10 protein-coding genes are annotated in these 14,255 nt (G+C 65.6%); all 10 read left to right on the top strand.

Going from position 1 to position 14,255, the window contains the following annotated elements:
• Positions 1-147 precede the first annotated feature (147 nt).
• Entirely contained in the window at positions 148-1,218 is a 1,071-nt protein-coding gene (gene pilM, locus AC1DP9_RS20330) for a type IV pilus assembly protein PilM (protein ID WP_177219987.1), read from the top strand.
• Positions 1,219-1,235: 17 nt separating this feature from the next.
• The gene (locus AC1DP9_RS20325; RefSeq protein WP_092299361.1) at positions 1,236-1,883 is read left to right on the top strand and encodes a PilN domain-containing protein; all 648 of its coding nucleotides are present in this window, start codon (positions 1,236-1,238) and stop codon (positions 1,881-1,883) included.
• Positions 1,884-1,885: 2 nt separating this feature from the next.
• Entirely contained in the window at positions 1,886-2,560 is a 675-nt protein-coding gene (locus tag AC1DP9_RS20320) for a type IV pilus inner membrane component PilO (protein ID WP_092299358.1), read from the top strand.
• 38 nt (positions 2,561-2,598) lie between these two features.
• Positions 2,599-3,135 carry a pilus assembly protein PilP gene (locus AC1DP9_RS20315; RefSeq protein ID WP_177219992.1) on the top strand — a complete coding sequence of 179 codons (537 nt, stop codon included), beginning with the start codon at positions 2,599-2,601 and terminating at the stop codon, positions 3,133-3,135.
• On the top strand, positions 3,132-5,264 hold the full coding sequence (locus tag AC1DP9_RS20310; protein ID WP_092299355.1) for a type IV pilus secretin PilQ: 2,133 nt from the start codon (positions 3,132-3,134) through the stop codon (positions 5,262-5,264). The genes AC1DP9_RS20315 and AC1DP9_RS20310 overlap by 4 nt, the downstream gene beginning before the upstream one ends.
• 260 nt (positions 5,265-5,524) lie before the next feature.
• Entirely contained in the window at positions 5,525-6,097 is a 573-nt protein-coding gene (locus tag AC1DP9_RS20305; RefSeq protein WP_092299352.1) for a shikimate kinase, read from the top strand.
• Positions 6,094-7,200: a 3-dehydroquinate synthase gene (gene aroB / locus AC1DP9_RS20300; protein WP_092299348.1), complete on the top strand. Its 1,107-nt coding sequence runs from the start codon at positions 6,094-6,096 to the stop codon at positions 7,198-7,200. The genes AC1DP9_RS20305 and aroB overlap by 4 nt, the downstream gene beginning before the upstream one ends.
• Positions 7,201-7,252: 52 nt before the next feature.
• Positions 7,253-8,389 carry a deoxyguanosinetriphosphate triphosphohydrolase gene (locus AC1DP9_RS20295; RefSeq protein ID WP_477105957.1) on the top strand — a complete coding sequence of 379 codons (1,137 nt, stop codon included), beginning with the start codon at positions 7,253-7,255 and terminating at the stop codon, positions 8,387-8,389.
• 80 nt (positions 8,390-8,469) lie between these two features.
• The gene (locus AC1DP9_RS20290) at positions 8,470-9,201 is read left to right on the top strand and encodes a transposase (protein WP_477108320.1); all 732 of its coding nucleotides are present in this window, start codon (positions 8,470-8,472) and stop codon (positions 9,199-9,201) included.
• Positions 9,202-9,579: 378 nt separating this feature from the next.
• The gene (locus AC1DP9_RS20285; protein WP_477108348.1) at positions 9,580-14,247 is read left to right on the top strand and encodes a glutamate synthase-related protein; all 4,668 of its coding nucleotides are present in this window, start codon (positions 9,580-9,582) and stop codon (positions 14,245-14,247) included.
• Positions 14,248-14,255: the final 8 nt, after the last annotated feature.

Below are 14,255 nucleotides of genomic sequence, written 5' to 3'. Positions count from 1 at the left end.
CATTGCGCGCGCCTCTGCTTTTTGTGAGAATCCACGAACATAAAAGAGCAAACGTTTCATCCAAGAAACTAATCTGGCTCGCCCCATTAGAGCAGTCATGCCGTGGGCGAGTTCAAATGTCAGGGGGTCACCTTGCGACGGGGCATCTTGTCGGGTCTTCTGCGCCGGACTACGGTCGGCGTAGATATCGGGTCGTCCAGCGTCAAGGTCGTGGAGCTGTCCGTTGGGGCGGGCAAACACGACTTCAGGCTGGAAAAATGCGCCAGCGAACTGCTGGACCGCAACGCCGTTGCCGATGGCAACGTCGTCAACATCGAGGCCGTGGGCATCGCGCTGAAGCGAGCCCTTGGCAAGGCCGGTATTCGTACCAAGGACGTTGTCCTTGGCGTGCCGTCCATGCTGACGGAATCTCAGACTGTCAGTCTTCCGGACAACCTGTCCGAGGACGAACTCTATTCGCAGGTCGAATCGGAGGCGCATCGCCTCTATCCGCCTTCCCAGGCGGTGAATTTCGACTTCGCGGTGATTGGCCCCAACGAGACCGAAGGCGGGATTGGCGTGCGCGTGACGGCCGCCAACAGCGATCGCGTGCAGGAGCGGGTGACGGCGGCCGAAATGGCTGGCCTGAAGCCGCAGGTGATGGATGTCGAGGAGTACGCCGTGCAGCGCTCGGTCGTACAGATGCTCGGCGTGCCGTCCTCCCTGACCGAGACCGATGCCAAGGATCTCCCCGTGGTCGCCGTCATCCACCTCGGTGGCAGTCGCTCCAAGGCGATCTTCTACCAGGGCTGGAAGGAACTCTACGAACAGCCACTGAACAGCTACGGCGACCAGCTCACGCAGAGCGCCGCGCGCATGTTCACGCTGGATGCCCTCAAGGCCGAGATCAAGAAGCGCAAGAACACGCTGCCTGAAGCGTGGCGCGCGCAATTGCTCAAGCCGTCGCTGGAAGCCCTGGCGATGGAAGTGCAGGGCGCCATCGGCAACTTCGTAGCCAGTTCCAGCCTGGGCCGGGTCGACGAGATCCTGCTCTCGGGCGGACATGCCTCGCTGCTGGGGGTGCAGGCCGCCATCCAGCAGCAGACGCAGATCACTACCACGCTGGCCAATCCTTTCGCCAACATGATGACCGCAGGCAACGTCAACGAGCGCTATCTCCAGCGCGACTTGCCGGCCTACATCGTCAGTGCGGGACTGGCATTGCGCGGGCTGCAATAACCCACGGGGGGAGAAGCATGTCCACGACGACGAACACCATCCCGTCGGTCAACCTGCTGCCGTATCACGAGGCCCGCAAAGCCGCGCGGCGCAAGAAGGTCTATTCGCTCCTGGGCGGCGCGGCCGCCGCCGGGGCGGTCATCGTGCTGATCGGCGGGTTCTATATCGACTCGCAGATCGAGGCCGTGACGGCGCGCAACGCCGTGCTGCAGCAGGCCAACACGCAGATGGATGGCCAGATCCGCGAGGTCAACACGCTCAAGAAGGATATCGAGGCCCTGCTGGACCGCCAGCGCGCCATCGAGAGCCTGCAGGCGGAGCGCAACCTGCCCGTGCAGCTGCTCGAAGAGCTGGTGCGCCAGGTGCCGGAAGGCGTCTACCTGACCAGCCTGAAGCAGACCGGCGACAGCTTTGTCATGGCTGGCGTGGCGCAGTCCAACGAACGCGTGTCCGAACTGCTGCGCAATATCGACCAGGTGACGTGGCTCGACCGCGCCGAACTGGTGGAATCGAAGGCCGTGACGATGACCAACAACCTGCGCGAGCAGCGCCGGCTGTTTGATTTCTCGATGCGGTTCTCCTATCGCGCGCCGGAAGTGCCTGGCGACAAGAAGAAGGGCGCCGCCTCCGATGCCGCGGCCAAACCTGCAGCGGGGAAGGTCTGATCATGGCACTCAATTCGGATATTTCCCTCAATGACCTGACCGCGCAGTTCCGCGGCCTGAACCTGAACGAACCCGAGACCTGGCCGGCCGCGCCGCGCCTGCTGTTCTCGGCGCTGGCCGCCGTGATCGTGCTGGTGGTCGGCTGGCAGTTCTACTGGAGCGACAAGAACACCGAACTCGAACGCAAGCATGCGGAGCACGAGACGCTGAAGCAGTCGTTCAAGACCAAGGTGGCGCAGGTGGCCAATCTGGACGCGCTGCGCGCCCAGAAGACGGAGGTGGAAAAGCGCGTGGCGCTGGCCGAGCGCCAGTTGCCGAACAGCACCGAGATGGATGCGCTGCTGGCTGACGTGAACCACGCCGGCGTGGCGCGCGGCCTCCAGTTCGAGCTGTTCAAGCCGCAGGCCGCCGTGGTCAAGTCGTATTTCGCCGAAATTCCGGTGAACCTGAAGGTCACCGGCCGCTACCACGACGTCGCGCTGTTCAACGCGGACGTGGCGGCGCTCTCCCGGATCGTTTCGATGCGCAACCTGAACATGGCGGTGGCCAAGGACGGCACGTTGTCGATGGAAGCGCAGGCCATGGCCTACCGCGCCCTGGATCCGGACGAGCAGGCGGCCCAACGCCGCGCCGCCGCGGACGCTGCCGCCAAGAAGGCCAAGGGAGGTGCCAAGTGAGCCGGTTGACACATCGCCCCCCGCATCGCATTGCCATGATGTCACGCACGTCCCGCACGCCGCGCCGGCTGGCAGCCGCCGCTGTTGCGATGCTGGCCGCCACCACGCTGACCGCCTGCGGCGCCAGCGAGGACGAAGGGCTGCAGCAGTGGATGAGCCAGACGCGCGCCGCCAAGGCGCCGCCGCCGGAGCCGCTGCCCGAGGTCAAGCCGTACGTGCCGCGCGAATACGGCGGCCGCACGTCGCCGGAACCGTTCGCGCAGACCAAGATTGGTGAGCTGAACAAGACGATGTCTGAGTCGCCGGAGGCCGGACGGCGACGCGAGCCGCTTGAGGAATTCCCGCTGGAAAACTTCAAGATGCTCGGCATGCTGAAAAAAAACGGCGAGACCTACGGTGTCGTACGCGTAGATAACAAGATCCACCACGTCAAAGTGGGTCAGTATCTCGGCCAGAGTTATGGCCGGGTGGTCCGCATCAACGATCAAGAGATCGTGTTGCGCGAATTGGTTCGGGAAGGGGTCTCAGATTGGAAAGAGAAAATGACCAGCCTGAAGCTGGAGGCATCCGCATGATCACGGCACGATGGTACCGGGCGCTTGCGGGCGCAGCAGCGATGGCATTGGTGCTGGCCTCTCCGGCCGCACACGCTCAGACTAACCAGCTCAAGCAGGTGGAAGCCAACGTCGTTGGCGAGCAGACCGTGTTCACGGTCGACCTGCAAGGGCCGCTCACGCAGAAGCCTGCGGACTTCACCACGCAGAATCCGGCGAAGATCGCGATCGACTTCTTCGACACGGGCTTCCCTGCCGGCCGTGCGCAGTACGAGTACGCCGGCAAGGTGCTCAAGAGCGCCAATGTGATGCAGATCGGCGACCGCACCCGCGTGGTGCTGAACCTGAGCCGCTCGGCCACGTATCGCACGGAAGTGCGCGGCAACCAGTTCGTGGTGTTGCTGGACAACGTGGCGCAGACCAGCACGACGTCGGCACCGACGTTCGCGGCCAGCCCGGCGCCGGCCCAGGCGGCCAACCGCCCGGCGCTGCGCAATATCGACTTCCGGCGCGGCACCGACGGTGCAGGGCGGGTGGTCGTGGACCTGTCCTCGCGCGACTCGGGCATCAATATCCAGCAACAGGGCCAGAACCTGGTGGTGGACTTCATGGGCACCGCGCTACCGCAGGACCTGCGCCGCCGCTTCGACGTGACGGACTTCGGCACGCCGGTACAGGGCATGCGCGCCAGCGACGCCAACGGCAACGCCCGCCTGACCATCGAGCCGCGCGGTAACTGGGAGTACAGCTCGTACCAGACCGACAACCAGTTCGTGGTGGAAGTGCGTCCGGTCAAGGATGATCCGAACAAGCTGATCGCCGGCCAAGGCTACCGGGGCGAGCGCCTGTCGCTGAACTTCCAGAACATCGACATCCGCTCGCTGCTCCAGGTGTTCGCCGACTTCACGAACCTGAACATCATCACGAGCGACACGGTGCAGGGCAACCTGACGCTGCGTCTCAAGGATGTGCCGTGGGACCAGGCGCTCCAGATCGTGATGGATTCGAAGGGTCTGGCCTCCCGCCGCAACGGCAACGTGCTGTGGGTGGCACCCAAGGCGGAACTGGCGACCAAGGAGAAGCTGGAACTCGAGGCGGCGCAGCAGATCACCGAGCTTGAGCCGATCCGCAGCCAGGTCTACCAGCTCAACTACCAGCGGGCGGACGATGTGCGCCGCATGCTGCTGGGCCAGAGCACCGGCGGTTCGGGTGCCAGCTCGGGCGGCGTGGCCGCGGGCGGCGCGGCCGGCACGATGGGCGCGACGCGCATGCTGTCCAAGCGCGGCTCGCTGACGGCTGACCCGCGTACCAACCAGCTGTTCGTGTCGGACGTGGCGAGCAAGCTCGAGGAAGTGCAGAACTTCCTGACGAAGATCGACATCCCGGTGCGCCAGGTGATCATTGAGGCACGTATCGTCGAGGCCAGCGACACCTTCAGCCGGAACCTCGGTGTGAAGCTGGGCTTTGCCTCGCAGCGGTCGGGAGCTGGCTACGGCAACTCGTACACCAACGTGGTGAGCCCGATCACGCAGGACGCCACGTGGGATAACGGCCCGGCCCTGAGCCTGCCGGCCGCCGCGATCAACGGCACGAACCCGGCATCGGTGGCGTTCAGCATCTTCAACGCCGGTGCGGGCCGCTTCCTGGCGCTCGAACTGTCGGCGCTGGAAGCCGACGGCAAGGGCAAGATCATCTCCAGCCCGCGCGTGGTCACTGCCAACAACATCAAGGCGCTGATCGAGCAGGGCACGGAGTTGCCGTACCAATCCGCCACGTCGAGCGGTGCCACCTCGGTGCAGTTCCGCAAGGCCAACCTGAAGCTCGAGGTCACGCCGCAGATCACGCCGGAAGGCAACGTGCTGCTGGATGTGGACGTGAACAAGGACAGCGTGGGTATCCAGACCACCAACGGCTTCGCCATCGACACCAAGCACGTGCAGACGCAGGTGCTGGTGGAGAACGGCGGCACCGTGGTGATTGGCGGTATCTACAGCCAGGAAGAGAGCAACAACTACAACAAGGTGCCGTTCCTGGGCGATATCCCGGTGATCGGCTACCTGTTCAAGAACAACGCCAAGGTCAACAACCGCACCGAGCTGCTGGTGTTCCTGACGCCGCGTATCCTGAACGACAACGTGTCGCTGAAATAACCGCGCCGGGTGCAGTACCGGGCCCGGATGCAGTAGACTGAGAGGCCGCGTCGCTTGCCGACGCGGCCTTTTTTCATTGGCGGCGTCGTCAGGCAGCCAGGCCGGAAGCGCGCGATGCCGCGTGATGTATTGTCATCACCTGTTTTGCGAAAGTCCCGGCCGGGGCGATAATGCGAAGCCGCCAGGCACCACGCCTGCTTGACCTCGATACCCCAGTGACCGCGCAAGCCACTCGCCCGAATCTCTTCTTCGTTGGCCTTATGGGCGCCGGCAAGACTACCGTCGGCCGCACCGTGGCCCGGCGTCTCAACTACCCGTTCTTCGACTCCGACCATGAGCTCGAGGCGCGTTGCGGCGTGCGGATTCCGATTATTTTCGAGCACGAGGGCGAGGCGGGCTTCCGCGACCGCGAGGCGCACATCATTGCCGAGCTGGCTTCGCGCCAGGGCATCGTGCTGGCCACGGGCGGCGGCGCCGTGCTGCGCCCGGAGAACCGCGAGGTGCTGCGCGCCAATGGCACCGTGGTCTACCTGCGCGCGAGCCCGCACGACCTGTGGCTGCGCACCCGCCACGACCGCAATCGCCCGCTGCTCCAGACCCAGGACCCCAAGGGCCGGCTCGAGGCGCTGTACGCCGAGCGCGACCCGCTCTACCGCGAAGTGGCGGATTTCATCATCGAAACCGGCAAGCCGTCCGTGGCACAGCTTGCTAATATGGTTCTGATGCAACTTGAGATGGCCGGCTTTGTGTTTCCGCCCGCGGAAGCCATCCCGGACGGCGATGCGGCCACGCCCGCGGCGCCGGACCAGCCGGCGCAGGACACCCATTCATGATTACGCTTGAAGTCGACCTCGGGACGCGCAGCTACCCGATCCATATCGGTGGCGGTCTGCTCGACCGCGCCGAATTGCTGGCGCCGCACGTGCGCGGCCAGCACGCCGTCATCGTCACCAACGAGACGGTCGGCCCACTGTACGCCGCCCGGGTGGAAGCCACGCTGGCCGCGCTCGGCAAGACCGTGCGCGTGGTCACGCTGCCGGACGGCGAGCGTTTCAAGCACTGGGAAACCCTGAACCTGATCTTCGATGCGCTGCTGAGCGCCGGCGCCGACCGCAAGACCACGCTGATCGCACTCGGCGGCGGCGTGGTGGGCGACATGACCGGGTTCGCCGCCGCCTGCTACATGCGCGGCGTGCCGTTCGTGCAGATGCCGACCACGCTGCTGGCGCAGGTGGATTCCTCGGTGGGTGGCAAGACCGGCATCAACCACCCGCTCGGCAAGAACATGATCGGCGCGTTCCACCAGCCGAACGCGGTGATCGCCGACATCGACACCCTGCGCACCCTCCCGGCCCGCGAGCTGGCGGCCGGTCTGGCCGAGGTCATCAAGCATGGCGCGATTGCCGATACGGCCTACTTCGACTGGATCGAGACCCATATCGCCGGCCTGAACGCCTGCGATACCAGCCTGATGGCCGACGCCGTGCGCCGCTCCTGCGAGATCAAGGCCGCCGTGGTGGCCCAGGACGAGCGCGAGGGCGGCCTGCGGGCGATCCTGAACTTCGGCCATACCTTCGGCCATGCCATCGAGGCGGGCATGGGCTACGGCGAGTGGCTGCACGGCGAGGCGGTGGGCTGCGGCATGGTCATGGCTGCCGACCTGTCGCACCGGCTGGGCTTCATCGATACCGAGACGCGCGCGCGCATCCGCGAGCTGACCCGGGCGGCCATGCTGCCCGTGGTGGCGCCGGAACTCGGCATCGACCGCTATATCGAACTGATGAAAGTGGACAAGAAGGCCGAGGCGGGCAGCATCAAGTTCATCCTGCTGAAGAAGCTTGGCGATGCTTTCATCACCACCGTGCCCGACGCGGACCTGCGCGAGACGCTGCGCCACGCGACGTTGAAACCCCCAACCGAGGCACCGGTCGCCTGAACCCGCGATCGGCCATGCCTTGCAACCCCAAGCCTCGCCACCGGATTGCCGCATGACCGACCTCGAATCCCACCTCGCCCCGTACGCCGCCCACTCGTCGCAGTCGCGGGGGCGGGTGCATGCCGAATCGGCGTCGTCGTCGCGCAGCGAATTCCAGCGTGACCGCGACCGCGTGATCCACAGCACCGCGTTCCGGCGCCTGGAGTACAAGACCCAGGTGTTTGTGAACCATGAGGGCGACCTGTTCCGCACCCGGCTCACGCACAGCCTGGAGGTGGCGCAGATCGCGCGGTCCATCGCCCGCAACCTGCGCGTCAACGAGGATCTGGTCGAGGCGATCTCACTGGCGCACGACCTTGGCCACACCCCGTTCGGCCATGCCGGGCAGGACGCGCTGAACCTCTGCATGAAGAACCACGGCGGTTTCGAGCACAACCTGCAGAGCCTGCTGGTGGTGGACGAGCTGGAGGAGCGCTACGGCGGCTTCAACGGCCTGAACCTGACGTTCGAGACGCGTGAGGGCATTCTCAAGCATTGCTCGCGGGTCAACGCGGCGGCGCTCGGGGAGCTGGGGCGGCGCTTCTTGGAGGGCGCGCAGCCGTCGCTGGAGGCCCAGCTGGCCAATCTGGCCGATGAGATCGCGTACAACAACCACGATATCGACGATGGCCTGCGCTCGGGGCTGCTGACGCTGGAACAGCTCGACGAAGTGCCGATGTGGGGCCGCCACCGGGCCGAGGTCACGGCCGCATTCCCGGGCATCAATGGCCGGCGCGCCATCAATGAGACGGTTCGCCGCATGATCAACACGCTGATCGTCGACCTGATCGAGACCACCGGGCGCAATATCGCCGCAGCCAACCCCAAGAATATCGATGCGGTGCGCGCCGCCGGGCCGCTGGTCGCCTTCAGCCCCAAGGTCCACGAGGAGGCCGCGGCGCTCAAGCGCTTCCTGTTCCGTCATCTATATAGGCACTATCTGGTGATGCGGATGTCCGCCAAGGCCCAGCGGATCATTTCGGACCTCTTCGGCGCCTTCATGCAGGACTCCCGCCTGTTGCCGCCGCAGTACCAGGCCAGCCATGGCGGCGACCAGCCGCGCCTGATTGCCCATTACATCGCCGGGATGACGGATCGCTACGCGATTCGCGAGCACCGCCGGATCTTCGCCGTCAGCGAGAGCGACTGATCCCGCCACGTCCCGAATTAAATGGGGACGGATCAGGCTATCATGCGGGGATTGCTGATTCACGTTCCTCGAATCCCCCGATGGCGCGCCTTCCCCGATTCTCCCCAGCCGGCTTGCCGGCGCTCGTGTTGCAACGCGGCAACAATCGTCAGCCCGTGTTCCTGGGCCCGGACGACTACCTCCATTACCTCGATTGCCTGCGCATGGCCGCGCGCGAGCATGAACTGGCCGTCCATGCCTACGCGCTGCGCCCAAACCATATCCATCTGGTGGCCACGCCCAAGGGGCCCGATTCCCTGAGCCTGGCGATGCAGGCCGTCGGCCGCCGCTACGCGCGGCACTTCAACCGGGTGGCCAATCGCACCGGCACGCTCTGGGAAGGGCGCTTCCGCTCGGCCGTGATCGAACCCAATGCCTGGCTGCTGCCGGCCATGCTCTATGCCGAAGGCAACGCGCTGCGTGCCGGCGAGGTGATGACGGCCGAAGCCGATCGCTGGAGCAGCTACCGCCATCACGCGGGCATCGAGTCCAGCCCACTTGTGAGCGATCACTCTGCCTACTGGGAGCTTGGCAACACGCCTTTCGAGCGCCAGTCGAACTATCGCGCGCTCACTGCCGAAGGGCTGTCCGGCAAGACGCTCGCCACACTGCGCAAACATGCCCATAGCGGGTGGCCGCTCGGCAACGAAGCCTTCCTGGCGCAGCTGGAGCGTCATGCCACGCGGCGCGTGCAGCCGTTGCCGAAGGGCCGGCCGCGCCGCGCCAGCGAGGAAGATCTCGACGAGGCTCCGGCCACCAATGCACCAGCCTGAAGATTAAGTGCGCAAAAGTTAATGTGTCCCCATTAAAAATGCGCCCTGAACCGGGGCGATTTTTAATGTGTTCTGACCCCATTTAAAATTTTTGCGATACATTCCCGATTCTCATATAGTTGCTCCACCCACAGTCATTGTGCGGCGCGTCACGCTCGTGTACGCCGCTGCGGTCCCGCTGCCTGCCATCCGCCCGTCAAAGAGGCGCCTGCATCCAGCCACCCCCGTTCGGTCTGCCTTGCCGCGCGCGCTGCCTTCACCGGAATTCAGCCCGTGGACCACTCGCAACACCCCGCCGATCCCATCGATACCGCCGCCCGCCCGCAAGCGCAGGGCCTCTATGACCCGGCCAACGAGCATGACGCCTGCGGCGTCGGCATGGTTGCGCACATCAAGGGCCGCAAGTCGCACGAGATCATCTCGCAGGGCCTGAAGATCCTCGAGAACCTCGACCATCGCGGCGCCGTGGGTGCCGACAAGCTGATGGGCGACGGCGCCGGCATCCTGATCCAGATCCCGGACCAGTTCTACCGCGAGGAAATGGCCAAGCAGGGCGTGACCCTGCCGCCGAACGGCGAGTACGGCGTGGGCATGATCTTCCTGCCGAAGGAACACGCCTCGCGCCTGGCCTGCGAGCAGGAGCTCGAGCGCACGGTGCGCCTGGAAGGCCAGGTCGTGCTGGGCTGGCGTGACGTGCCGGTGGACTGCAACATGCCGATGTCCCCCACGGTGCGCACCACCGAGCCGGTGATCCGCCAGATCTTCATTGGCCGTGGCCGCGACATCATGACCACGGACGCGCTGGAACGTAAGCTCTACGTCATCCGCAAGACCGCCAGCCACGCCATCCAGGCGCTCAAGCTCAAGCACGGCAAGGAATACTTCGTGCCGTCGATGTCGGCCCGTACCGTGGTGTACAAGGGCCTGCTGCTGGCCACCCAGGTGGGCGAGTACTACCTCGACCTGCAGGACCCGCGCGCCGTCTCGGCCCTGGCCCTGGTGCACCAGCGCTTCTCCACCAACACCTTCCCGGCCTGGGAGCTTGCCCACCCGTACCGCATGGTCGCCCACAACGGCGAAATCAACACGGTCAAGGGCAACGTCAACTGGGTCAACGCGCGCACGGGCGCCATCTCGTCGCCGGTGCTCGGCGACGACCTGCCCAAGCTGTGGCCGCTGATCTACCCGGGCCAGTCCGATACGGCATCGTTCGACAACTGCCTCGAACTGCTGACGATGGCCGGCTACCCGCTCGTCCACGCGATGATGATGATGATCCCGGAAGCCTGGGAACAGCACACGCTGATGGACGACAACCGCCGCGCGTTCTACGAGTACCACGCCGCCATGATGGAGCCGTGGGACGGCCCCGCCGCCATCTGCTTCACCGATGGCCGCCAGATCGGCGCCACGCTGGACCGTAACGGCCTGCGTCCGGCCCGTTTCTATGTGACGGAAGACGACGTGGTCGTGCTGGCCTCCGAAGCCGGCGTGCTGCCGTTCCCCGAGTCGCGCGTGGTGCAGAAGTGGCGCCTGCAGCCCGGCAAGATGTTCCTGATCGACATGGAACAGGGCCGCATCATCGACGACAAGGAGCTCAAGGACAACCTGGCCAACGCCAAGCCGTACAAGAGCTGGATCGATGCCGTGCGCATCAAGATGGACGAACTCGAGGCCAAGCCCGAGGATGTGGCCGCCGAGAAGAAGCCCGTGGCGCCGCTGCTGGACCGCCAGCAGGCCTTCGGCTACACGCAGGAGGACGTCAAGTTCCTGATGGCGCCGATGGCGCTGGCCGGCGAGGAAGCCACCGGCTCGATGGGCAATGACTCGCCGCTGGCCGTGCTGTCGTCCAAGAACAAGACGCTGTACCACTACTTCAAGCAGCTGTTCGCCCAGGTGACCAACCCGCCGATCGACCCGATCCGCGAGAACATGGTCATGTCGCTGGTGTCGTTCATCGGCCCGAAGCCGAACCTGCTCGAACTGAACAACATCAACCCGCCGATGCGCCTCGAAGTGTCCCAGCCCGTGCTGGACTTCAAGGACATCGCCAAGATCCGCAACATCGAGCACTACACCGGTGGCAAGTTCCGCGCATACGAGCTGAACATCTGCTATCCGACGGCATGGGGCAAGGAAGGCATCGAGGCGCGCCTGGCGTCGCTGTGCGCCGAGGCCGTGGATGCCGTGCGCTCGGGCTACAACATCCTGATCGTGTCCGACCGCCGCGTCGATGCCGATCATGTGGCGATTCCGGCACTGCTGGCGACGTCGGCCATCCACCATCACCTGGTGGAGAAGGGCCTGCGCACGTCCGCCGGCCTGGTGGTGGAAACCGGCTCCGCGCGTGAAGTGCACCACTTCGCGCTGCTGGCTGGCTACGGCGCCGAAGCCGTCCACCCGTACCTGGCCATGGAAACGCTGGCCGACATGGCCACCGGCCTGTCTGGCGACCTGTCGCCCGAGAAGGCGGTCAAGAACTTCGTCAAGGCGATCGGCAAGGGCCTGTTCAAGGTGATGTCCAAGATGGGCATCTCCACGTACATGTCCTACACCGGCGCGCAGATCTTCGAGGCCATCGGCCTGTCGCGCGAACTGGTGCAGAAGTATTTCCACGGCACGCCGTCCAATGTGGAAGGCATCGGCATCTTCGAGGTTGCCGAGGAAGCCATCCGTCTGCACCGCGACGCGTTTGGCAACAACCCCGTGCTCGAGTCCATGCTCGAAGCCGGCGGTGAGTACGCCTACCGCGTGCGGGGCGAGGAGCATATGTGGACGCCGGATTCGGTGGCCAAGCTCCAGCACTCGGTGCGCGCCGATGACGGCAAGGGTGCCTACCAGACGTACAAGGAATACGCGAACATCATCAATGACCAGAGCCGCCGTCACATGACGCTGCGTGGCCTGTTCGAGTTCAAGGTCGATCCGTCGCGCGCCATTCCGCTCGAGGAAGTGGAGTCGGCCAAGGACATCGTGAAGCGTTTCGCCACGGGTGCCATGTCGCTCGGCTCGATCTCGACCGAAGCCCACACCACGCTGGCCGTGGCGATGAACCGCATCGGCGGCAAGTCGAACACCGGCGAAGGCGGCGAGGACGAGAAGCGCTACCGGAACGAACTGCGCGGCATCCCGATCAAGCAGGGCGATACCCTCAAGGGCCTGCTGGGCGACCATGTGATCGAGCGTGACCTGCCGCTGCAGGCAGGCGACTCGCTGCGCAGCAAGATCAAGCAGGTGGCATCGGGCCGCTTTGGCGTGACCGCCGAGTACCTGGCGTCGGCCGACCAGATCCAGATCAAGATGGCCCAGGGCGCCAAGCCTGGCGAGGGCGGCCAGCTGCCCGGCCACAAGGTGTCGGACTACATCGGCAAGCTGCGTTACTCGGTGCCGGGCGTGGGCCTGATCTCGCCGCCGCCGCACCATGACATCTACTCGATCGAGGATCTGGCACAGCTGATCCACGACCTGAAGAACGTGAACCCGGTGTCGGACATCTCGGTCAAGCTGGTGTCCGAAGTGGGCGTGGGCACCGTGGCGGCCGGCGTGGCGAAGGCCAAGGCCGACCACGTGGTGATCGCCGGCCATGACGGCGGCACCGGCGCTTCGCCGTGGTCGTCGATCAAGCACGCCGGCACGCCGTGGGAGCTGGGCCTGGCCGAGACGCAGCAGACGCTGATGCTCAACGGCCTGCGCAACCGCATCCGCGTGCAGGCTGACGGCCAGATGAAGACCGGCCGCGACGTGGTGATCGGCGCGCTGCTGGGCGCTGACGAGTTCGGCTTCGCCACGGCACCGCTGGTGGCCGAGGGCTGCATCATGATGCGCAAGTGCCACCTGAACACCTGCCCGGTGGGCGTGGCCACGCAGGATCCGGCGCTGCGCAAGAAGTTCCAGGGCAAGCCCGAGCACGTGGTGAACTTCTTCTTCTTCGTTGCCGAGGAAGCGCGCGAGATCATGGCCCAGCTGGGCATCCGCACGTTCGATGAGCTGATCGGCCGCGCCGACCTGCTCGACATGCGCAACGGCATCGAGCACTGGAAGGCGCGTGGCCTGGACTTCGGCCGCATCTTCTACCAACCGGCGTTCGCCGCCGACGTGCCGCGCTTCCATACGGACGTGCAGGACCACGGTCTGTCGGTGGAAGCCGGCAAGGCGCTGGACCATGTGCTGATCGCCAAGGCGCGTCAGGCCATCGACAAGGGTGAGCGCGTGTCGTTCATCCAGCCGGTGAAGAACGTGAACCGCACGGTGGGCGCGATGCTGTCCGGCGTGATCGCCAAGCAGTATGGCCACGAGGGCCTGCCCGACGACACCATCCACATCCAGCTGCAGGGCACGGCCGGCCAGTCGTTCGGCGCGTTCCTGGCGCACGGCATCACGCTGGATCTGGTGGGCGACGGCAACGACTACGTCGGCAAGGGCCTCTCCGGCGGCCGCGTGATCGTGCGCACGCCGCACGAGTTCCGCGGCGACCCGACGCGCAACATCATCGTCGGCAACACGGTGCTGTACGGCGCCATCGCCGGCGAGGCATTCTTCAACGGCGTGGCCGGCGAACGCTTCGCGGTGCGCAACTCGGGCGCAGTGGCGGTGATCGAGGGCACGGGCGACCACGGTTGCGAGTACATGACCGGCGGCACGGTGGTCGTGCTGGGCGGCACGGGCCGCAACTTCGCGGCGGGCATGTCCGGCGGCGTGGCGTACGTCTATGACGAGGATGGCCTGTTCGACAAGCGCTGCAACACGTCGATGGTGGCGCTGGAGGCGGTGCTCGCCTCGGCCGACCAGGAGAAGGGCCAGCCCAAGTCGCAGTGGCACAAGCAGGGCGGCAAGCGCGAGCTGGACGAGGTGATCCTGCGCAACCTGATCGAGCAGCATTTCCGCTACACCGGTTCGGAGCGCGCCAAGGCGCTGCTGGCGGACTGGACCACGGCGCGCCGCAAGTTCGTCAAGGTCTTCCCGACCGAGTACAAGCGCGCCCTGGGCGAGATGTACGCCAAGGAGCAGGCCGCCCGCGACAACGACCGCGAGGCGATTGCCGCCTGACGGCGCGC

This window comes from Cupriavidus sp. 01L43 (assembly GCF_056399925.1).
Note: the sequence above shows the minus strand (reverse complement) of the source record. Positions and strands in the feature narration are given on the sequence as shown.